Here is a 22,199-nt window from a genome sequence, read left to right as displayed (position 1 = left end):
GGGAGACGGGCGCGAAAGCCGCCGGAGAGGGCGGAGGTGTGGCATGCGACCGGCGAAGCTAAAGGTGACCTCTCCCGCTGGGAAGGCCCGCGTCTACGTACTGGAGGCGATCAGTACACCGTGGGCCGTGTCGCGCCGAACCATGAGCCGGACAACCTGTGGCGCGCCCTCGTGGCCGCCCGTCAGCACCGCCGGCGGCGGGCTCCTCCCGGAGCGGCAGGCTGGGCACCCCTGGTCAACTTCGAGAACTCCAAGGAGCCGATATGCCCGACGAACCCGCCGTACGCGAACTCCGCCTGGTGGTCACGGCAGACGACTACGACGCGGCGCTGCACTTCTACCGCGACGTCCTCGGCCTGACCGAGCGCGGCGCGTTCTCCTCCCCCGGCGGACGGGTCACCATCCTCGACGCCGGCCGGGCCACGCTGGAGCTGACGGATCCGAACCACGCCGCCTTCATCGACGACGTCGAGGTCGGACAGCGGGTCGCCGGCCACATCCGGGTCGCCTTCCAGGTCGACGACTCCGCCACCACCACGTCACGGCTGGCCGCCGCCGGAGCCCAGGTACTCGCCGAGCCGACCCGCACCCCCTGGAACTCCCTGAACTCCCGGCTCGAGGCGCCGGCCGCACTCCAGCTGACCTTGTTCACGGAGCTTGACGAGTAGCCGGTGGGGCGGCTGCGGCTGGGCGACTTCGTCGGGGCTGCGGCTGCGGCTGCGGCTGCGGCTGGGCAGTCTCAGGCTCACGTCCACGGCCACACCACCAGCCACATCGCCGTCCGCTCCGCCCACAGCGAAGTCCGGCCCACTAGCACGCGCAAGGTTGTAATTATGTAATTCGAACCTTGGGCAAGCCGAAAGGGTCGACTCGTGGCCGAGACAGTCTCCGAGCCCGACCGCTCCCGCGGGGAGCAGGCCGCGCTCGACACGTACTCCCAGGTTGTCGTCTCGGTCGCCGCCGAGCTCACTCCGAAGGTGGCGGCCCTGAACGTGGCGCACCGGCGCTACAGAGGGCGCTTCGTGATGGGCACCGGCTCCGCGGTGGTGTTCACGGACGACGGTTTCCTGCTCACCAACGCCCATGTCGTCGGGCACTCCGACGCCGGTACGGCCTCCTTCGCCGACGGTACGACCACTCCCTTCCATGTCATCGGCGCCGACCCACTGTCCGACCTCGCAGTGGTCCGCGCCGACGGACCGACCCCGCCGCCGGCCCGGCTCGGCGAGGCCAACGCACTGCGCGTGGGTCAGCTGGTGGTCGCGGTCGGCAACCCGCTCGGTCTGGCCGGCAGCGTCACCGCGGGCGTCGTCAGCGCCCTGGGTCGGTCGCTGCCGGCGAGCACCGGCTCCGCGACGCGTGTCATCGACGATGTCGTCCAGACCGACGCCGCTCTCTATCCCGGCAGTTCGGGCGGCGCCCTCGCCACCGCCGACGGCAGGGTCGTCGGCATCAACACCGCCATCGCCGAGATAGGCCTCGGCCTCGCGATCCCGGTGAACGACACCAGCCGGCGGATCGTCGCCGCCCTGCTCGCCGACGGCCGGGTCCGCCGCGCCTACCTCGGCCTCGCCGGTACGCCCGCACCACTGCCGCCCCCGCTTCAGGCGCGGTTGGACCAGCGCACCGGCCTGCGCATCATCGAGGTCGTACCCGCCTCGCCCGCCGCCCGCGCCGGACTGCGCACCGGCGACCTGCTGCTCACCGCTCACGACGAGCCGGTCAGCAGCGCACAGACCCTGCAGCGGCTGATGCTCGAGGACGCCATCGGACAGCCACTCCCCCTGACCGCGCTGCGCGGCGACGCCCTCGTGGACGTCATCGCGATACCGGCGGAGCTGGCCGCGGAGGACTGATCAGTCCGGTGTTACGTCCGGAAATCCCGCCCCGGATATCCAGGCCCGGAAGTCCGAGTCCGGAAAATCCAGCGAATCGCACCACAAGTGATGCAACCGTACGGCTCGTCCGGATGTCACACATAGTGAAATCACTGCCCCTCACCAGGAGAAATCGGGGGCGTCATGCAACACCATCCATCCCGCGCGGCCATGGCCGCAGGCATCCTTCTCACGGCCGCAGTCGGCACCACGATTCCCGCTTCGGCCTCCGCCCCTGCCTCCGCTTCCGCCTCCACTTCCGCACAGGCCGAGGCGCCCCGGCAGGCCCCCGCAATCGCACTCGTCGTCAACGCCCGCTGGGGCGGGCACTGTTCGTTCGACCGGATCGTCATCGACGTCCGGGGCACCATGCCCCCGGTCACCGTGAAACCGGTCAGGGAGCTGCGCTACGACGGAACCGGAGCCAAGGTCCCGCTCGCCGGCAAGCACTTCCTGGAGATCAAGCTCTCCCCCGCCGCCGCGCACAACGATGCCGGCCGGTCGGTCTACCGGGGCCCCAAGCTCCTGAATGTCCACCTGCCCAAACTCAAGGGCCTCGCCCTGACCGGCGACTTCGAGGGCACGGTCTCGTTCGGAGCCGCGTTCCACACCAAGCCCACGTACAAGACCTTCAAGCTGCACTCCCCGGAGCGCTTCGTCGTCGACATCAGTCACCCCAACCGGTGCCGCTGACGCATACGGTCCCTCACTGTGCAGTTGACAAGGTGCGGTCATTCATCGCTCGGCCCCGAGGCACCAGGAGGCATTCAGTCACGCGTCACTCAGCCCTGAGGCTTCTTCTTGTGGACGAGGAGCAGCGCGGTGCTGCCGATCGCGAGCAGGCCGATCGCGATCTCGACCATCATCGGGGTGGCGCTGGAGCCGCCGGTCTCGGCGAGGTCGGTGCCACCGGTGGAGGTGCCGCCGACCGTGGCCGGGCTCGGTTCGCTCAGCGTCTGTGTGGTCTCACCGCCCGCGCTGCTGCTCTGCGTCTGGCAGTCGAGGACGCCCTTGAACCGCTTCTCGTAGCCGTTCGGCCCTCTGATCGTGAAGTCGTACGCCTGGTCCTCCTGGAGCGGAATCGTCACGGTCTGCGACGCGCCCGCCTCGATGGTGTGCTCGGCCCCCATCAGCTCGAAGGTGAACGGCTCGTCACCCGCGTTGGCCGCCGTGATGTCCACGGCTCCCTTGTCGCAGTTCTTCTCGGCCGACAGCGCGGGTATCGCGCCCTTCTCGGCCCAGTTCGCGGTCGCCGTCGCGGAGACCGTCGACTCGCTGGAGCCCGCGAGGATCTGCGTCTGGCTTCTGTTCTCGGAGGCGAAGGCCCGGCCGACCGGCACCGTGGTCGAGCCCTGCACCGTCAGCGCGGCCGAGCCGTCCGCGGCACCCTCGGGCACGTCGAAGAACAGCTGACTGCCGTGGGTCGCGGAGGTGACGGCCCGACCTTCCTTGTCGACGACCTTCACCCCGCTCGTCGCGTCGGTGGGCGGCGTCACCCGCACGCTCTCCGCGTCGGTGTGGACCGTGACGGGGCCGAGCAGCTCACCGGCACGCCCGGAGACCTCCGGCGACCCCAGGGTCAGCGAGGCCTCGGGCTCCGCGACGTTCCGCGCGCTCTTGTGCAGGTAGTCGGCGAGCTTTTCCGCCTTCGGGTTCACCGCGTCCACGTCGGCACCGTCCGAGTACCGCCAGATCGCCACCTGCGTCCCGACGGCCGCGTCCTCCTCGGTGAGACCACTGGCGCCGGCCCGCTCGGCCAGCGCCGAGAGGTCGTTCACCTGCGGGTAGGAGTTCTGCAGGATCCAACGGATCTTGCCCGCGTCCGGGTTGCCGCTCAGCGCCGTACCGCTCCAGGGCGTCTCCTGGTACTTGGCGGACATCTGCGTCGGGTGGTCCATGTCGACGCAGTAGGTCTGCAGAGTGCCGCCGTTGTCGACGGACATCTCGAACAGCCCCGCGGGCACCTGCCTGTCCTCGCCGTTGTCGTGGATGACGGCGAGCCCGGACGTCTTCAGACCGCCGACGGTGGCGGTCGCGCCGCCCCGGCTCTGCGGGACCTCGTCGGCGGCAGCGACGGCCGTACCCGCCGTGGTCATCGCGCTCACCACGACAAGCCCGGACATCAGCGTCGCCGCCGCGAGGCGGGCAGCACCTCGCCCGCGTACGGACAACGCAGAGAACGAAGCAAGCACAGAATTCCCTTTCGAGCAGGACCTGTTGACGTGGGGGGTTACGGTCCCACCAGCAAAATCAGAAGCCTCGAGAGCTATGCCCGGCATCCTAGGTACGAGGCGCACCACGCTCCCCAGGCATCCCATCCGATAACCGATCCGACTCGGAATTGTTATCGCCAAGATCGCATCCGAGTCGGGGTTGTCGACAAATCCACGACGGATTGTTCGGGACACACTCGCTGATAAGCCGCACTTCGATCGGCGCAGATCAATCGGCGAAGCCGACGGCCGGTGCCGGCGCCTGCCCCACCCCGTGTCACCCCGCCTCACCCCGTGTCACCCCGCGCCACTTGGCGAGACCGACGCCGGACGTCACGTCACCAAGGCTGGCTCCGCCTGCTGTTGGGCTGCGACGCCCGGCTGGCCTCCCGGCTCCGTCTCCCAACTGGGCTCCGGCCGGGGTGGCGCGGCCGATGCCAACTCCCCCTTGTTCGCCCGCCGGAACGCCGCGGTACCGCGCGACAGATCATGGCCGACCGCGGTCGCCTCGATATCGGCGTACGTCCATGCCTTGCCGTCGCGTTGATCGGTACGGACCTTCAACCTGCCCTGGACGACGACCGGATCGCCCAGCGTCACGGACGCCTGCACATTGGTCGCGAGCGACCGCTTGACCCATACCGTGAAGAAGTTCGTATGCCCGTCCGTCCACGCGTTCTTCTCGCGGTCCCAGTACCGCTGTGTCACCGCGAGCCGGAACCGCGCCGACGCCCCCGCCGCCGTATCCCGGTACACCGGCTGCGTTGCGACGTTCCCCACCGCACAAACCGTCATCTCATTCATGGCCGAAACCCTCCCGTGTCCACACGCCGACGGGCCCGTCCCGTACGGCTGCGTCTGTCGCGGCGATCGTGCTGTGATCGCCGCGGTCCCAGATTGCCTCCGCCGGCCCGAGCCCGCTGAGAGCTGTGGGCTACCGCCCGGTTGTGGACAACTCCGTCACCCGATCGTGGTTCCGACCCCCGTGACCCGCACGTATTGCTCTCGTACCTCCCGATATCGCAGCAGCTCCGCCGCCACCGGATCCAGCACCCGCGCCCTGCCGCAGGCCGCTGCCGCCTCCCGCAATCGCCGTTCCGCCTCGTCCCCGTACCGTCGCGCCGGCCCGCGTACCGCCAGCTTGCAGGCCCACTCGATGCCCGGCCCGCCGACGATGCCGATCACCATCAGCAGCACCGGCACCCCGAGGTTCGGTGACATGAATCCGATGACCTGACCCAACAGCCAGAGCCCGCCGATGACTTGAAGGATCGTCATGGACGCCTGCGCCAGCACGGCCAGCGGCCACCAGCCGGGCCGCGGCGGTCGACCGGCGGGACTCCCGGCCGCTGCCGCCAGCTCGTCCAGCGCCTCGGGCAGCCCCTGCGACCCTCGTACGGCCGCCTCTCGCACCGCCTGCGCCCAGGGACCCGGCAGTCCGCCGGACGCCTGCTCGGCCACCGTACGCACCGCCTGCTCCACCCGCTGGCGCGCGGTGGCCTCCTCCTCGGCGTACGTCCGTACGGCCTGACGCCCGGTCGGCGGTTCGCGCAGGTCCTGGTACCAGCGCCACAGCCGGAGCCAGGGCGTACCGCAGGCGCGGTTGGCGTGGCGGCGGCAGGCGCGCTCGGCGGCCTCTCCGGCGGCCGTGGCGCCGACCGCGTCCGCGAGCCGGTCGGCGAACTCGTCGCGCGCCTCCTCGCTGAGCCCGGCCCACTGCCCGTTCGCGTAGACGGGCCACAGCCGAGCTGCCGCCGAGTCCAGATCGGCGGAGATCCGGCGGGCCGCGGCGCCCCGCTCCGCCACGAAGTGGCCGAGCGCCTCGCGGAGTTCGCCGATGCCCTTGCCGGTGAGGGCGGACACGGCAAGCACGTTCGCGCCCGGTTCGCCGTATTCGCCGAGCGCGATCCCGTCCTCGTCGAGCAGTCGTCTGAGGTCGTCGAGGACCAGATCGGCCGCCTCCCCGGGGAGCCGGTCGATCTGATTGAGCACTACGAAGGTGACCTCCGCGTGGCCCGCCATAGGCCGCAGATAGCGCTCATGGAGCACGGCGTCGGCGTACTTCTCCGGGTCGACGACCCAGATGACCGCGTCGACGAGCCCCAGGATGCGGTCGACCTGCTCGCGGTGCTGGACGGCCGCGGAGTCGTGGTCGGGCAGGTCGACAAGGACGAGCCCGCGCAGCTGTGCCTCGGCCTCGGGGCTCTGCAACGGGCGCCGCCGCAGCCGCCCCGGGATGCCGAGCCGGTCGATGAGCGTCGCGGCGCCGTCGCTCCAACTGCACGCGATGGGCGCGGCGGTGGTCGGCCTGCGTACGCCGGTCTCCGAAATGGCCACTCCGGCCAGCGCGTTGAAGAGCTGCGACTTGCCGCTTCCGGTGGCCCCGGCGATGGCGACGACGGTGTGCTGCCCGGAGAGCCTGCGCCGGGCCGCCGCCGCGTCGAGGACCCGCCCTGCCTCGGCGAGCGTCTTGCTGTCGAGCCTGGTCCGGGACAGGCCGACCAGTTCACGCAGTGCGTCGAGACGGGACCGTAGCGTCCTGTCGTACGAGAGAGGAGTCACAGGAGGCGTCCAGGGCTCCGCGACCGGCTCCCGTACGACCTGTCCGTGCCCTTGCGCCTCGTCTGCCGCGGACACGCGCCGTGCGATCAGCCCGTCGTCCCAGAAGCCTTCGGAGTCTGCGCCGGTGTCTGTGTCGGTGTCTGCGCCTGGGTCTGTGCCCGCCTCCATGTCGACGTCCGTGGAATTCACGATCTCCAGGAGGGCGGTTTCCTCGGCATCGTCCACGCGCGCGTGCCCACCGTCCCTGTGCGCCCCGTCCCTGTTCCCCCCGTCCCCATGCCCCTCGTTCCCTTGTCCCTCGCCCCCGTGCCCCTCGTCGTCTCCGGGGTGGTCGGAGTGATCCCTGTGATCCGTGGCGGCGGTCACCGTGGTCACCTCTCCTTCTGCAGTACGGACAGCGCGGCGATGAGTTCGGACTGGGGTTCCGGGCGTACGTCGAGGGCGTCGAGCGGGGCGAGCCGCCGCTCTCGTTCGGCGTGCAGCGTCTTGTCGAGGTAGTCGGTGAGCAGTCGCCCGACCCGGTCGCGCAGCCGCAGAGCGCCGTGTGCGCCGATCCGCTCGGCGAGGTTCTCGCCCGCGGACCGCGCCCGGCGACCGCCCAGCAGCGAGGTGGCGACCAGCGCGGCCACCACCTCGGCGTCGGGCGCGATGCTCTTGTCGAGGTGGCGCACCTCGTCCTCGGCGTACTCCTCGACGACCCGCCGCCAGCGCCGTACGGCCAGCCCGATCCGGTGCTCGGCGTCTTCCGGGCCCGGGTCCCGGTTCATCAGGCCGGGGGCTTTCGCGGCGGGTTCGCGGCGCCAGGCCTCGTCGATGCGCTCGTCGGCGGCGGCGACGGCACACAGCAACAGGGCGGCCAGGCTCTCCACCAGCGCGTCGAGCAGTTCGCCGGCGGTGCAGTCCAGCGGGTAGCTGCGCCATCGCTTCAACGCGTCGCCGGCGAGCACCGCTCCGGCCTGCAGACGACCCCGCACGCGCGCGTGCTCGCTGTTGTACGCCCCGTCGACGGCCGCGGTGAGCCGCAGGGCGGCGGCGTACTGCGCGGCCGAGGCACTGGCCAGTTCGGGCATCCGCGCCTTCAGCGAGTCGAGCACTCCGTACGCCGTACGGGCCATCACCTGGTGCCTGGCTCCGGGGTCCTGCACCTGATGGACGAGCCAGGTCCGTAGCGGCGCCACGGCGGTGGCCGGAAGCAGCCCCCCGCCCCACGCGGACTCGGGCAGCTCGGGCACGGTGAAGCGGGGCACGTCGCCGAGTCCGGCCTTGGTGAGCAGGGCGCCGTACTGCCGCGAGACCTCGGAGACCACCTGGTGCGGGACGCGGTCGAGAACGGTGACGAGGGTGGCGTCATGTTCCTTGGCGGTACGCAGCAGATGCCAGGGCACGGCGTCGGCGTACCGCGCGGCCGTGGTGACCATGATCCATACGTCGGCGGCGCAGATCAGCTCGGCGGCGAGGACGCGATTGTCGGCCACCAGGGAGTCGACGTCGGGCGCGTCGAGGAGGGCGAGCCCGCGCGGGAGGGTGTCGGCGGTTTCGATACGCAGCACACGCGCGCGTGGACCGTCCGGCTGCAGGAGGTCGCCCTTGGGGTCCGGTGGCCGCCTCCATACGCGTGTGAGGTCGGGCAGTACGCGCATCCCGCTGAACCAGTGGTGGTCCTCCGGGTGGCACACCAGCACCGGAGTGCGGGTCGTGGGCCGCAGCACTCCAGCCTCGCTGACACGACGGCCCACAAGGGAGTTGACGAGTGTCGACTTTCCGGCTCCGGTGGATCCCCCCACGACGGCCAGCAATGGCGCTTCGGGTTCCCTCAACCGGGGCACCAAGTAGTCGTCGAGTTGTGCGAGCAGTTCGTCGCGATTGGCACGCGCGCGTGGGGCCCCCGCCAGGGGCAGCGGGAAGCGTGCGGCGGCGACACGGTCGCGCAGGGCGGAAAGTGCGTCGAGCAGCTGAGGCCGTACGTCCAAGGTCACCACATGCGAAGAATGCCCAATTTTGGAGGCTTTCTGAAGCATATGACTACATCTGCGCGCCGATCGGACACACGGGGCGGAAGGGACGACTGGGGCGCAGGCATAACGAGTGCACAACACCAGGGTCGCGAGACGCCAAAAGCGATGCACGATTCGTACCTGCCTGCGATTATCAGGACCGCTTCACCGAACCTCCACATCGAGCCACGGAGGCGAAGCACCGGGGACCAGGGCAAGGGAGCCCTATCCTTGTCCCCGACAAGGTCACGGATCCGCCCACACCGGGCATCAGTGCCCCAGGCCACCACACCTGGCCCCCGTAGCTCAGTGGATAGAGCAGGCGCCTTCTAAGCGCTTGGCCGCAGGTTCGAGTCCTGCCGGGGGCGCCACACTGCTCTGAGTTATCGCAGGTCAGGGCACCTTGACCGCGTGCCCGGCTTCCTCCGCCGGCGTCCAGGTTTCTCTGCCCCGATTTGGGTGGTTGTCCGGCGAAAGTCCCACGCGACAACGGAGTTGCCCATGGGCAGGAGATCGACCAAGATCCTTCTGTCGCACGAGGAACTCCGTTGGATGCTCAGTGTCGTAAGGGACGGCCGCGTCAGCGCCGATGGAAGGCGCGGTTCAGGACGTCGCGGGTGACCGCCAGCCCGAGCCGGTGCCCGTGCTCGGAGGCGAAGCGGTAATGCACGCCGGCCCAGATGCGCGCCTCCAGGAGTTCGGCTGTCGCCGCCTGAAGGCTGTCGTAGTGGCGGGTCGTGCCGGAGGCGGGGCTGTACGCCGCGAACGTGAGGTCGTCACGGCCGAAGAACGACCCCAGGACCGTCATGACCGCCGTGGTGAAGCAGGCGTGGCCCGACGGGTACTCCGGCGACGGGGCGGTGACCCGCAGCGGCGTCCAGTCCGGGTCGGGATCGGTGGCCGCGTTGCCGTCGGTGCCGGCGAGCGGAATGGCCGTCACTGGGCGCCAGAAGTTCCAGTGCGCCTTGGCCTTGTAGCAGGCGATCAGGGTGTCGGCGGAGGCCACGTACACCATGGCGAGCAGCCGGGCCGTCCGGAGGCTGCTGAGGCGGTGCGCGTCGGCGAGTTGCCGGGTGATCGACCATTCGACCATCCGGGGGTCGTCCCACCAGATCGCCGCCTCGGTCTGGTCCTCGGTGCGGACGGTGCTGGTGGCCGCGCCGAGGCTCTTGGCCTCGTTCAGGTCGCGGGCCCAGGCGGCGCCGGTCAGGGCCGGCGGGGGCTTGACCCGGTAGGTGCCGGCGTCGGGGACGACGAACGGCTTCAGGTTCGGCACCCAAGCGCCGACGTTGACGTAGCCGGGCGGGGTGAGCCGGTATTCGCCCGGCTCGGTGCCGACGGTCCACGGCGCGGTGGGGTCGAAGCCGTCGTCACGGCGGCTCTCGGTCATCGCCGCGGCGGCGGCCCTGCCGACGGCCACCCCGCCGTCCTCGGCGCGGCCGTCGGGGATCGCGGCCAGCGCCTCGTCGTACCGGGCGTTCAGCGACTCGGCCTGCCCCGGGAAGAGCCACAGCAGCGTGTCGTGGGCGGCCGCGGCGACCGCCGCGGCGGTGGAGTCCCCGGGGCGGCTGCGGGGCGCGCTGACCAGGGGCTCGTACGGACGGCCGGCGACAGCGTTGACCGCGTCGTACACGGCGCCCTGCACGATGGCGAAGCTGCGGGTGCTGGTGGTGGGCGACTGCTTGGCGGTGTCGTAGATGGCGGTCTGGGCGTGGATGTTCCAGGCGATGACGGGATTGCCCGGGGCGGCCGCCACGCCGCTGTGTGCCTCGGCGGCGGTGGCCGTCAGTGGGACGGTCAGGGCGAGTGCGGTGAGGACCGCGATACGGCGTAACCCTCTGAATGATCCGGCGAGCGGGCGTTGTGTCACGAGACCCCCACGGGCTTGTCGGTGACAGATTGTCAGAGCCTAGAGGCAGGGGGTCTGATTTGTCGTTACATCGACAATCATCGACAATCCGAGTGGGGTTCACACCCGGATGTCCGTCACCTCGGCGACGAATGCGCGGGCGCTCCGGCCGGGAGCACTCCCTCACAGACGCACCGCGCCGTGTTTCGCTCGGAGCGGCCACCGAGAACCATCCCTACGACGGCGCCGACGAACCCGCGGCACCGCGACGGTGCCAGAAAGAACCAGCTCAGGGCGGCTGTAGGGCCGTACAGATGCTGTCGGTGCTGACCACCGTACGAGCGGGATGCGCGACCATGTTGATCGCGCATCCCGGTGTTGATCGTCATCGACCGGTCCTACGGCCGAGTGAGGGTGGGCCTAGCGGGCGGGCCTACCCGGTCGTGGTCGGGACGTAGGGAGACAGGGCCGGGGCCAGCTGTACGCCGGGCGCCAGGCCGAGGGCGGTGAGGGCGTCGGGGAGGCCCCGTCCGATGCGGGCGGCGTCCATGGTGCCCGGGGCGGCCAGTGGGCGGCAGCTGGCGGCGATGATCTCGAAGAGGTGCCGCACCCGGCCGGGTCCGCGCGGCAGCAACTGGCCGTGGAAGTCCTCGTGGTGAGCGAGGACGAGGGCGGCGAGACCGACGACGTGGGCCGAGGCCGTACCGGTGCCGTCGAGGGCCGTGTATCCGCCCTCCGGCGAGCACGAGAGCACCGCCACGCCGGGGGCAGCCGCGTCGACCCCGGGGCCGTAACAGCTGAACGGCGCGGCGAACAGCCCTTCCGGCGTCAGCTGCGGGCCCGCGTGCGTGGCCTGGGAGGTGTCCGGCGGGAAGGAGCCGAAGACCCCCAGCGCACCCACGGTGAACACGGTGGGTAGCGAGGCGGGGAAGCAGACCGGGCCGCCCGTGTCACCCGCCGGGGCGACGCAGGCGATCCCCGCCGCGTTGGCGTCGGCCAGTTTGCGGGAGACCAGCGCCGAGGGGTACGGCGTCGCCACGGCGATGTGCGCGATGTCGACGTCGCGTTCGATGCAGTGGTCCAGAGCGGCGATCAGGTCGCTGAAGCAGCCGCCGGGCAGCACCTGGCAGACCTCGATCTCGGCGTCGACCGCGGTGCCGATGACGCCCTTGCCGGTGTCCGCCCCGGCGATGACGCCCGCCGCGTGGGTGCCGGTGCCGACCGGGTCGTAGGCCCAGCCTTCCTCCGTACCGCGGACGAGATCGATCCCGGAGCGCACCCGCTGCTTCAGGTCCGGATGCTCGCTGGCGACACCCGAACCGATCACCCCGACCTTGACCCCGAAGGCGCGGAACGTGGGAGGCAGCTGGTCCAGCCGCATGGCCTGCTGGCCCCAGCCGTACTGCTGCCGCTCCTCCAGCCCCGGGTACGCCTTCGCCAGCGGCGTGAGCGTGACGAGGTTCTGCTCGGTCGCCGACAGGTCCGGACGAGTGATCCAGCGGTCGGTGTAGCCACCCACGGGGCGGACGTACAGGGACTGAATGGACTGGACGGTCTCCGTAGGCAGCGTGACGGTGACCGTCCCGTCGGCCGCGGTGACGCCCTGAGCGGGCCATGACGAACCGATCACGAACACGCCCGCGCCGGCCAGCGGTTCGCCCTCCGGGCCGCAGACGCGCAGCGCGATCTCGACGGGTTCGTCCAGGGGCATGACCAGCCCCGGATCGCGCAGCGGGATCCCGGCGGCCGGCGCGGTGGCGGGTGTGGCCGCGGACAGCGGCAGGTCCGGCTCGATATGTACGTGCAGAGTCCGCATCGCCGGCAACTGAGGCTCGGGCGCCTCGACGACCGCGATCTCCGGGCAGGAGGGATGCATCCCGGCCGACTGCAGTTTCTCCGAAGGCCGGAGCCTGCGGGTCACCTCGACCTCGGGCATCCGCTCCAGTTGGTCGCACACCTGGTCCATGCTGAGTTCGGGAATTCCTGGGGGCAGCAGGTGCCGCGGCAGCGGCGTCACCATGTATCGCTCCCGGCGCGATTGCACCGGGCGCGATGCCCGTGCGGCCTTCCCACCCGGCTCCGCCTGACTGCCCTCCGGGTCCGGTCCTTCGGCCCCCGCACCACCCTCGGCCCCGCTCGCGCCGCTGTTTCCGGGCCTTTCCTTAGCCATTACGTCCACCTTCACCACGCCTACGTCGTAACTCGTGCTCCTGACCGGCAACGGGACAGCTCGCCCGTTCAAGGTGATGCGGTGTGCCCGGAATCTGCTGCTCCGGGCACACCGCGTCACGCTGCCCTACTCGTCAGCCGATACCGAACGGCTGGCCCATCTGGCCGAAGCCGAAGCCGGGCTGCTGCTGGTACTGCTGGTACTGCGGGGACTGCTGACCGAAGCCGCCGCCCCACTGCTGCGGGGACTGCTGGCCGAAGCCGCCGCCCCACTGCTGCTGGCCCTGCATGCCCTGGCCCTGCATGCCCTGCTGACCCTGCTGGCTCTGCGTGAGCAGGGCCACGATCGTGTTCGGCAGCGCCTGCTGCACGGACTGCTCTACGGCGTGGCGGACCGCCCCAGCCAGCGAGCGGTGCAGCGCGAGCGCCAGGTACGGGTGCGCCTGCTGAGCGAGCTCCGGCCGCTGCTGCAGCTGCTGCTGAAGCTGCTGGATCTGCTGGAACGTCTGCTGCACCTGCTGCGCGACCTGCTGGGCCGTCTGCTGACACGCCTGCTGGATGGTCTGCTGAACCAGCTGGGTGATCTGCTGCGGGCCGCCCTGCTGCTGAGCGCCGAACTGCGTGCCGTACTGCTGTTGGGGTTGAGTACCGGTCATCACCGACATGAATGCTCCTTTCACCACTACCGAGGGAGACCGACATAAGTGTCATATCGGCCTTATCGGGATATCCCGACGCCCCGAAACTAAGGGCACGCCGACAGAGCGGCAATCGGAAGCCTCCGGCCTCACCCTCCGTCCGTGGCTACGGCTCCGCCGAGCGAGCGGACCGAGGCGCCGGCCCCCCTCACCCGACACAGGAAGCCCAAGAAGCAGTCTCGGCACGGGCATTGACGGGGAAAGCGCTTGCCTCCTACGGTTCCTCCGGCGAAGCGAACAATGTTCGAAATGTCGAACCCTGGCGGGAGTCGAGGCCGGATGGGCACGCAGAGACGGTTCGGGTGGGGGTCGGTTGCCGCGGCTGCCGCCATGGCGCTGGCGGCCGGAGTGGTCAATGCCCCTGCCGCGCACACCGCGGAGGACCCCGTCGAGGTCATAGTCGACGGGAACGATGTTCGCGCCGAGAACGTGAACGGCTTGACCTACAAGGGACTTGGCGTGCTCAGCTGCAACAGCACGACCAATCTGCTGATGGACTACAAGGCCCAGCAGCCCGATCGGTACTGGCAGCTCATCAAGGTTCTTTTCGGCGGGAAGAATCCGCTGATCAACCACGTCAAGATCGAGATGGGGACGGACACGAACACGTCGACCGGTTCGGATCCGGCGACGATGCGTACGCCGGACGAACTCGCCGACTCCTCGCGCTCCCCCGGCTTCCAACTGGCCGCCGACGCCAAGACAGTCAACCGGAACCTCAAGGTCTCGATTCTCCGCTGGGAAATGCCCGAATGGGTCCAGAACGAATGGGACAAGGGCACCGGCACCGACGAGATGTACAAGTGGTACAAGGAGACGATCCTCGACGCGTACGAGAAGTACGGATACATCGTCGACTACGTCAACCCGGACAAGAACGAGACGCGCACCCCCGACATCTCCTTCATCAAGTGGTACAAGAACGCGCTGGTGAACGACGCGGAATTCGCCGACCCGCGTTACGGACTGACGCCCCGGCAGCAGAAGGAGGCCGCCAAGGCGTACCGCGACATCAAGATCACGGCATCGGACGAGAACACCACGAAGAACATCGGCCCCGCCCTGCTCACGGACGCCGAACTCTTCGGCATGGTCGACGCGGTGGGCTACCACTACACCACCGACGACCGGCTGGACGGCACCCCCGACAGCGCCACGTACCGGCCGTACACGAAGCTGGCGACCGGTGAGAACACATACGGCCAGGACAAGGAAGTCTGGTACAGCGAGGGCGTCGGCTCCTTCGGCTACACCGAATACCGCGTCAACAACACCGAAGGCCCCAATGGCGCGAGCACCGGAATCGGCGGCGTCCAAAGCGCCCTCGATCTCGCGAACCGGTCCGTCAAGAGCTACGCCAACTCCAAGCGGACGCACTACATCTTCCAGCCGGCGATCGGCTCCTTCTACGAGGGCGCCCAGTACAGCCACAAGGAACTCGTCAGCGCCCGCGATCCATGGTCGGGCTATCTCCATTACGACGCGGCGCTCTATGTGATGCAGCACTTCACGCAGTTCGCGAAGACCGGCTGGGAGAACGACACGAACACGGCGGGTATTTGGCGCACCGTTCCGGAGGCCAGTTACAGCGGGGTGAGCGGCACCGAGAACGTCGACGGGTCGAACGGTGCCCCGAGTTATATGACGCTCGCGGATCCCCGTAAGAAGGACTTCTCGACGGTCGTGGTCAACGACAGTGACCAGCCCAAGACTTACCGCGTCAAGGCCGAGAACATGCGGCTCGGCTCGGACCCGACCATGGAGGTCTGGGAGACCCGCGCGGCGGACGCGGGACAGGCCTACGACGCGAACTTCAAGCACCTCGCCGACCAGATCCGGCCCGGCGGCGACGGCTCCTACACCTACACGGTCAAGCCGCGGTCGATCGTGACCCTGACGACGCTGGACAAGAGCCGCGACAAGGCGACGAAGCAACGTCTGCCCAAGTCCGGGGACCGTACGGTGCTCGACACCGACGCCACGGGCAAGAAGCACAACACCCGCGACGACGTTCTGTACGCCGACGACTTCGGCTACGAGGAGGAGGGCAGGGTCCGGGTCGGTGCGGCCGACGGCGCGCACAAGGTGTCCCAGCCCTACCTGCCGTCCCGTGGCAACCAGCCGCGCTACATGGTCGACCAGACCGGCGCCTGGGAAGTCGGGAAGAACGCGGGCGGCGACAACGTGCTGTACCAGTACATGGACCAGTCCATGAAGGACACCCACGCCTGGAACCGGCACACGCCGAACACCACGGTCGGCGACTTCCGCTGGGAGAGCTACAAGGCCACGGTCGACGTCTCCTTCCCGGACCCGGCGGGCGGGCTCGCCTCCCTGGGCGTCCGCCAGCAGAAGGGCATGGCGATCAGCGACGCCGCCTACAACGTGCGTATCCGCCCGGACGGCAGCTGGACGTTCTACGAGTACGGCACCGCGATCAAGTCGGGAACGGTCGCCGCGTCCGGCACGTACCGTCTCGCCCTAGAGGCGAAGGGCGCGACGGTCACGGCCTTCGTCGACGGGGAAGCCGTCGCCACGTACGAGGATCCGACGCCGCAGACCCAGGGCCGCGTCAAGCTCGGCAGCGACTTCTACAAGACGGGCTTCGACAACCTGAAGGTCGAGAAGATCGACGGGTACACGCCCTACACCGGCACCCAGATCGACAACATGGACGGTTCGGTCGCGTACGACGGCGCCTGGAGCCGGAAGGCCTCACTCGGCGACGCGATGGACTGGTACCGGTCGACGTCGACGAGCACGGCTGCTGGCGCGTCCTTCAGCGTCCCGTTCACCGGTACGGGGATCGATGTCATCGGCGGCAACGACGGCAGCGCCGTTCTGGATGTCTACGTCGACGGCAAGCCGGTCGCGGTGGACGCGAAGACCTCCGCCGTCGACAAGCGCCTCGCGACGTACAAGCTCCGCGGCCTGCCCGACGGCAAGCACACGGCGAAGTTCGTCCTGAAGTCCGGGAAGCTCGTTCTCGACGCGTTCCACGTCGTTACCGGTGAGGGCCGGCCGTAGAGATACGGCAGCGAGATCGTCACGTTCACCGACGACCACGGGCGCGCCTGTACCGCGTCCGTGGTCGTCGGCGCCCCTGCCGGAGGTCCTCAGTAGAAAGCGGCCTGGTTCTTGCCCGCCGTCTTGGCTCGGTACAAGGCCGTGTCGGCGTCCCGCAGCGCCTCCGTGGGCGCCGTCGGCTTGGTGATGCTGCGGGCTCCGATGCTCGTGGTCACCTGGACCGGATGGCCGTGGGCGAGGATGAACGGGTCGGTGAAGGCGTCCAGGAGCCGCGTCGTGTAGTCGTGCAGGGTGCGCTCGTCGACGCCTTCCACGAGGAGGGCGAACTCGTCGCCGCCGAGCCTGGCCACGAGGTCCTGGTCGCGGACCCGGCCCGCCAGCCGGTGTGCGACGCCGACCAGCAGCTCGTCGCCCACCGGGTGTCCCAGCGTGTCGTTGACCTCCTTGAAGCCGTCGAGATCGAGCATCACCAGTCCGGCGCCGCAATCGTCGGAACACCGGCCGAGTACGGACTCCAGGCGCTCGTTCAGCAGCGCCCGGTTGGCCAGACCCGTCAACGGGTCGTGGGTCGCCTGATGGCTGAGCTGTTCCTGGAGCACCGACTGTTCCCGGAGTGAGGCGGCGAGGGCGATGGCCCGGCTCTGGGCGAACTGGGCCAGGAACGCGACGCGCAACAGCAGCAGCAGTGACAAGGCCGCCATCATGCCCACGATCACGGTGACGTCCACGGGCTGGTCCCGGATGCCGCCGACGTTGGCCAGCACGATGAGTGGGCCCATCAGGATGAGCGCGATCAGGATCGACAGTCTTCGCCGCGGCATCCTCTCCTGGGCTGCCGCCGCGAGTGCGGGCCGGGCGAGGGAGGAGTGCAGTGCCGCGGCCCCCAGCAGGAGGACGGAGAGCATCCATCCCACCTCGGACACGTCCTCCGCGATCGCGGTCCCGGTCGTCGCCTGCGTCCCGTAATAGAGGCCGTCGGCGGCCAGCAGGACGACCAGCCATCCGAGGCACAGCAGGAACGACGGTGAGCGCGAGCCGGTGGTGAACATCAGCCGCGCGGCCACGGACAGCAGCATCAGGTCGGTGGCGGGATAGGCGATGGAGACCGCGAGCGGCCATGCGGACAGCTCGCTGCGCAGGTACGGGGCGAAGATGAACGCCCAGAACAGGGTGGCGAACCCGAGCGTGACGATGCCCGCGTCCAGCAGGCCCGCCCAGTGCAGACGGCCCGCCTCCCGCCGGGCCAGCGCCACCAGGCCCGCGGTGAACAACAGGTAGCTGCCCAGGTAGAGCATGTCGGCCACGCCCGGGAACGGGACTTCGTCGCCGCGGACCTGGTACAGACCCCAGATCGTGTCCGCCGCCGCGAACGGTGCCATCCCCGCGGCGAACAGCCACCACGGAAGGCGAGACGCCGGCTTGTTCCTGACCACGCCCACGGCGATCGCGGGCACGACCGAGGCGGACACCAGCACGGGCAGCAGATAGCGCACCGAGGAGGAGGTGACCAGGAAGGTGACGATCACCGCCACCCCTGCTGTCACATACGCCCAGGCCACCGCCTCGCGGCGGGAGGGCAGCCAGGCGTGCAGCTTGTCCACGGTTCCTCCCTCCCTGCCGCCGTCGGGAGCCGGAGAGCGGTGATGGAGCATCATTCGCCTCCGTTGCCCGGAGGCTGGGAGCGGAGGGCCTCGAGGATGCGGCAGGCGCGGTCCAGCTCGTCCTGGAGCCGGGGTGCAATCTGGGCCAGGGGGGCGGGGTCGCCGGCCCGGGCCTGCTCCTCCAGCTCCCCGCAGCAGGCGGCGAGGCTACGGGCTCCCATGTTGCCGGCGGCGCCTTTGAGGCTGTGGGCCTGCTCGGCGGTCTCCGAGATGTCGTGGCGGTCAAGGGCGTGGAAGAGGGCGCTGGTCATCTCGGGTGCCCGGACGAGGAAGTGGTCCACAAGACGGTTGACCAGTTCGTGCTCGGCGGGGGTGCCGGCGCCCCGTAGTTCGTTCAGCCGCTCTTCGATGGAGACGCGCAGGTCGTCGCTGTCCTCCTGTGGGCCGGTGGGGTGTACCCAGCGGGCGAGAGCTCGTTCCAGCTCGTCGGGGCTGACGGGTTTGGCGATGTAGTCGTCCATGCCCGCGGCCAGACAGCGTTCCCGGTCCTCGGCCATGGCGCTGGCCGTCATGGCGATCACCGGCAGGTGACGGCCGCTGCCGCGTTCCCGGCGGCGCAGCTCCCGGGTGGCGCTGTAGCCGTCCATCCGGGGCATCTGACAGTCCATCAGTACGGCCTGATAGCGAGGTTTCGCGTGCGCCTCGGTCAGTTGCAGTGCCTGGACGCCGTCGGCGGCGATGTCGACGCTGTAGCCGAGGCCGGTGAGCATGCCCTGCGCCACCATCTGGTTGATCTCGTTGTCCTCCACCAGCAGCAGATGGCCGCGGTCGGGCCGCGGGGGCGCGGAAGGGGTCGGAGCCCGTGCCGGTGCCTGAGCCAGCGCCTGGGTGGAAACGGCCACCGACGGCTTCTGGCTCATGAGTTCGACCAGAGCGTCCACGAGCTGCGACTGCGAGACAGGCTTGGGCAGACTCTTCGCGATACCGGCCGCGGTCAGTTCGGCGGCGGGCAGGGGTGCGCTGGAGCTGAGCATCAGCAGCCGTACGCGGGAGAGGGTCCGGTCGGTGGTGATCCGGCGGGCGAGTTCCAGGCCGTCCATGTCGGGCATATGCATGTCCAGCAGTGCCAGGTCGAAGGGGCGGCCCGCGGCTGCCGCCTCGTGCAGGGCCACCAGGGCCTGCGGGCCGCCCGCGACGGCGGTCGGCTGCATGTGCCATCTGCGCAGCTGGGTGTCGAGGATCAGCCGGTTGGTGTCGTTGTCGTCGACGACCAGCACCCGCAGCCCGCGCAGCACGACGGGCTTGACAGGCGCCGCGGGTTGCTGGGGCGTGTCAGGTGTCCGGGCCGGCACGGTGAAGTAGAACGTGCTGCCCTGTCCGAGCCGGCTGGTCACGCCGATGGTGCCGCCCATCGCCTCGGTGAGCCTGCGGCAGATGGCCAGCCCGAGACCGGTGCCTCCGTAGCGGCGGGTGGTGGAGGCGTCCGCCTGGGAGAACGCGTCGAACATGCGCTCCTGGTCGGCCTCGGCGATACCGATCCCGGTGTCGGACACCTCGAAGCGCAGCCACGGCGTGCTCGCCGCGGAGGCCCGGTCGGCGGCCGGGCAGACACGCAGGACGACCTCGCCGGACTCGGTGAACTTCACCGCGTTGGATGCCAGGTTGAGCAGGATCTGCCGCAGCCGCCCGGCGTCCCCGAGCACGATCACGGGCAGGTCGGGATCGCAGTCGCTGAGCAGTTCAAGACCCTGGGCCTGGGGGGTCTGCGCCACGAGCGTGGTGACCTCCTCCACCAGCGTCTGGGGGCTGAAGGCGACCTCGTCCAGTTCGAGCCGGCCGGCCTCCAGCTTGGAGAAGTCCAGGATGTCGTTGATCAGTGACAGCAGTGCCGAGCCCGCGGCCTGAATGCCCTCCGCGTAACGACGCTGCTCGGCGTCCAGTGGGGTGTCCAACAGCAGGCTGCTGAGCCCGAGGACGCCGTTCATGGGCGTACGGATCTCATGGCTCATCGAGGCGACGAACTGGGACTTCGCCTGGGACGCGGCGATCGCCTGGTCGCGGGCCTCCGCCAGGGCGGCTTCGGCCTGCTTGCGCTCGCCGATGTCGCGGACGAAGGCGTTGAAGCAGCGCGCCTTCGCCGACTTCAGCCGCCACACCTCCAGTTCGACCGGTATCTCGTGGCCGTCCCGGTGCAGCGCCGCGAGTTCGATCCGGCGGCCCAGCACATGTGTCTCCCCGCCGGCCAGCACCCGCTGTAGGCCGGCGGTGTGCAGGGCGCGGTAGCGCTCGGGGATGATCGTCTCCGTCAGCGGGCGGCCCATCGCCTCGCGGTGGCTGAACCCGAACAGCCTTTCCGCGGCCTGGTTCCAGTCGATGACCAGGCCCTCCTCGTCGATGGAGACGAAGGCGTCCCGGGCGGTCTCGATGACCGAGCGCGCCTGCTCCTGCAGCAGCCGCAGCGCTTCCTCCCGGCGCCGCTGTCCCTCCGCCTCGCGGATGAAGCCGCGTACCTCGAGGGGCTTGCCCGCCGCGTCCCCTACGACCCAGGACGTGGTCTCCGTCCACAGCCAGTGCCCGTCGGCGCGCCGCAGCCGCAGACACACCACCACCCGCCCGTCGCGGTGCAGGTCGCGCTCCGCTCCCTCGAAGTCGTCCACGTCGCCCGGGTGCACCCAGGACTCCACTGATGTCCCCACGATGTCCTCGACGGGCCGGCCGAGCAGGACCTGCCCCGCGGCGGACACCTCCTCGAAGAAACCGTCGAGCGTCCGCCGGAAGACCATGTCCGGAGAGTTCTTCGCCAGCAGCCGGAACCGTTCCTCGTCGTCGGCCGCGTACTGCCTCGACGGGTCTGTGGGTTGCTGCATACGTCCGCCTCCACATGTGATGCCCGACCGCACGGCGGGCCCGGGACTTCCGAGCAGACGTCCACAGGCCGGCCCGTATGCGCGACGCCGCCCGCGTTCTCACGGGCCACGGCTGATGACGGAGATCACGCGATCCCCTCCGGATACCAACGGACCCTTCCAGCGAAGGATGAACCACCGAAGATCGCAAATCGGGCCCGCGCCCACCGCCGAGGCCTGGTGACCTGACCGCGTATCAGTGCGGTACGTGCCGCTCCGACTTCGCGAGCGCGTCCGGCTGCCGCCGGTTGGGCTGGCCCGGGGGGTGGGGAGGCTGTTGCGCGCGAATGTGACACTCGACCCCTGAGGTGTCACCTTTTCGCGCAACAGCCTCTCCCCGGGCCCCGGCTCCGAGCAGGTTGTCGGCCGCCGGGCCGGCCGTGCCCAGCAGCGGGCCGGTCCCCCCTCCCCGCGCGGGGGGGGGAGCCCTGCCATGGCGACGACGCCGGCAGTGCCCGTAGCGACGTTCGGGCCGTGGGGCGCGGCAGTCGCTACGACGTCACCGGCTCGGCTTCCGCCTCCGTGCCAGTCGTTTCCGCGTCGCCGTACGGTCCTGCGTCGCCGTGCGTGCCGATGTGGATGTCGCCGTCGGCCCCGGTCGCGCTCGTGCCGCGGCCGAGTGCCGTCGCCTCCTCCAGTTGACCGGTGGCCAGCACCGTGCCCGCTGGGCCGGACGGGTTGACGTACAGCGCGTACCCGTCCGGCAGCCGGCCCAGGAGGTCGGGTACGGCGACGACTTCGAAGGCGAAGCCACCGGCGGCGTCGAGATATGGCGAGGAGGTGTAGACCGGGACCACGGGCGTGCCGTCCGACGCGACGGCCGTGACCGGCAGCCCGTCGGGCAGGGTCAGCACCGCGACCTCGGCGGCTGCCAGGGCGCGCACCGCGTCCTCGGCGGGTCCGTAGCCGGTGACGGCGAGCTGGAAGGCTGCGTCGACGTCGTCGGCGGGCGCGGGCCAGCCGAGGGCCTCCGGGGAGGGGCGGTACGCCTCGTTGTCCTCCCACTCCTCGATCTCGCCGGCCGGTCCGGACCGCCAGCGCCCGGCCACCGCCCAGTCCGGCGGCACGCCCTCGCCGGACCAGCCGGGGTCGACCATGCTGATCCAGTGGTCGGGCGCGAGTCGGGCCGCCTCGACGAGTTCCTGCGGAGGAACGGGCATGTGTTCACTCGGTGCCGGGTCGGCCGGCGTTGCGGGTCGCTTCTGCTTCTGGTTCTCGCTCATGTGACCTTCGGCCATCAGACGGAGTCGGCGGAGGCCGCGACTCTACGGACTGCAACTGGAGAGGAGGCGACCGGGAGACC

General features: G+C 70.0%; 14 protein-coding genes and 1 tRNA gene. 5 read left to right on the top strand and 10 right to left on the bottom strand.

Annotation, left to right across the window (positions count from 1 at the left end; genetic code table 11):
* The first annotated feature begins 263 nt into the window (after nt 1-263).
* The 3 genes from ACQEVY_RS30750 (at nt 264) to ACQEVY_RS30740 (ending at nt 2,570) form a co-directional block, all read left to right on the top strand.
* Entirely contained in the window at nt 264-668 is a 405-nt protein-coding gene (locus ACQEVY_RS30750; protein WP_432952625.1) for a VOC family protein, read from the top strand.
* Between the two features lie 204 nt (nt 669-872).
* Nucleotides 873-1,856, top strand: coding sequence for a S1C family serine protease (locus ACQEVY_RS30745; protein ID WP_432952624.1), 984 nt, complete (start codon nt 873-875; stop codon nt 1,854-1,856).
* A gap of 192 nt (nt 1,857-2,048) precedes the next feature.
* Nucleotides 2,049-2,570, top strand: coding sequence for an AMIN-like domain-containing (lipo)protein (locus tag ACQEVY_RS30740; protein WP_432955482.1), 522 nt, complete (start codon nt 2,049-2,051; stop codon nt 2,568-2,570).
* An 89-nt stretch (nt 2,571-2,659) separates the two neighbouring features.
* Here the strand turns inward: ACQEVY_RS30740 and ACQEVY_RS30735 are convergent, their stop codons facing one another.
* The 4 genes from ACQEVY_RS30735 to ACQEVY_RS30720 all read right to left on the bottom strand — a co-directional run bounded on the left by ACQEVY_RS30735 (nt 2,660) and on the right by ACQEVY_RS30720 (nt 8,631).
* On the bottom strand, nt 2,660-4,069 hold the full coding sequence (locus ACQEVY_RS30735; protein ID WP_432952623.1) for a Cys-Gln thioester bond-forming surface protein: 1,410 nt from the start codon (nt 4,067-4,069) through the stop codon (nt 2,660-2,662).
* Between the two features lie 354 nt (nt 4,070-4,423).
* Nucleotides 4,424-4,894 carry a single-stranded DNA-binding protein gene (locus ACQEVY_RS30730; protein ID WP_432952622.1) on the bottom strand — a complete coding sequence of 157 codons (471 nt, stop codon included), beginning with the start codon at nt 4,892-4,894 and terminating at the stop codon, nt 4,424-4,426.
* Between the two features lie 156 nt (nt 4,895-5,050).
* Nucleotides 5,051-7,018, bottom strand: coding sequence for a YfjP family GTPase (locus ACQEVY_RS30725; protein ID WP_432955481.1), 1,968 nt, complete (start codon nt 7,016-7,018; stop codon nt 5,051-5,053).
* A 5-nt stretch (nt 7,019-7,023) separates the two neighbouring features.
* Nucleotides 7,024-8,631 (bottom strand): dynamin family protein, encoded by a 1,608-nt coding sequence (locus ACQEVY_RS30720; protein WP_432952621.1) that lies wholly within the window; start codon nt 8,629-8,631, stop codon nt 7,024-7,026.
* A 310-nt stretch (nt 8,632-8,941) separates the two neighbouring features.
* Here ACQEVY_RS30720 and ACQEVY_RS30715 point away from each other — a divergent pair.
* A tRNA-Arg gene (locus ACQEVY_RS30715) sits at nt 8,942-9,017 on the top strand.
* Between the two features lie 209 nt (nt 9,018-9,226).
* Here the strand turns inward: ACQEVY_RS30715 and ACQEVY_RS30710 are convergent.
* The 3 genes from ACQEVY_RS30710 to ACQEVY_RS30700 form a co-directional block, all read right to left on the bottom strand.
* Complete coding sequence (locus ACQEVY_RS30710; protein ID WP_432952620.1) at nt 9,227-10,516, bottom strand: vanadium-dependent haloperoxidase; 1,290 nt, start codon at nt 10,514-10,516, stop codon at nt 9,227-9,229.
* Nucleotides 10,517-10,928: 412 nt separating this feature from the next.
* Nucleotides 10,929-12,515: a S8 family serine peptidase gene (locus ACQEVY_RS30705; RefSeq protein ID WP_432952619.1), complete on the bottom strand. Its 1,587-nt coding sequence runs from the start codon at nt 12,513-12,515 to the stop codon at nt 10,929-10,931.
* Nucleotides 12,516-12,798: 283 nt separating this feature from the next.
* Nucleotides 12,799-13,329, bottom strand: coding sequence for a hypothetical protein (locus tag ACQEVY_RS30700; protein WP_432952618.1), 531 nt, complete (start codon nt 13,327-13,329; stop codon nt 12,799-12,801).
* Nucleotides 13,330-13,641: 312 nt separating this feature from the next.
* On the opposite strand from ACQEVY_RS30700, the gene ACQEVY_RS30695 reads away from it, so the two are divergent.
* Nucleotides 13,642-16,389 carry a GH59 galactosidase gene (locus ACQEVY_RS30695; RefSeq protein WP_432952617.1) on the top strand — a complete coding sequence of 916 codons (2,748 nt, stop codon included), beginning with the start codon at nt 13,642-13,644 and terminating at the stop codon, nt 16,387-16,389.
* Nucleotides 16,390-16,478: 89 nt separating this feature from the next.
* Here the strand turns inward: ACQEVY_RS30695 and ACQEVY_RS30690 are convergent, their stop codons facing one another.
* The 3 genes from ACQEVY_RS30690 to ACQEVY_RS30680 all read right to left on the bottom strand — a co-directional run bounded on the left by ACQEVY_RS30690 (nt 16,479) and on the right by ACQEVY_RS30680 (nt 22,119).
* Nucleotides 16,479-17,990, bottom strand: a complete 1,512-nt coding sequence (locus ACQEVY_RS30690) for a diguanylate cyclase domain-containing protein (RefSeq protein ID WP_432952616.1) — start codon at nt 17,988-17,990, stop codon at nt 16,479-16,481.
* 50 nt (nt 17,991-18,040) lie between these two features.
* Nucleotides 18,041-20,857, bottom strand: coding sequence for a response regulator (locus tag ACQEVY_RS30685; protein WP_432952615.1), 2,817 nt, complete (start codon nt 20,855-20,857; stop codon nt 18,041-18,043).
* Nucleotides 20,858-21,387: 530 nt separating this feature from the next.
* Nucleotides 21,388-22,119 carry a type VII secretion system-associated protein gene (locus tag ACQEVY_RS30680; RefSeq protein WP_432952614.1) on the bottom strand — a complete coding sequence of 244 codons (732 nt, stop codon included), beginning with the start codon at nt 22,117-22,119 and terminating at the stop codon, nt 21,388-21,390.
* Nucleotides 22,120-22,199 lie beyond the last annotated feature (80 nt).

The organism is Streptomyces sp. CA-288835, assembly GCF_050936385.1.
Taxonomy (GTDB): Bacteria; Actinomycetota; Actinomycetes; order Streptomycetales; family Streptomycetaceae; genus Streptomyces.
Note: the sequence above shows the minus strand (reverse complement) of the source record. Positions and strands in the feature narration are given on the sequence as shown.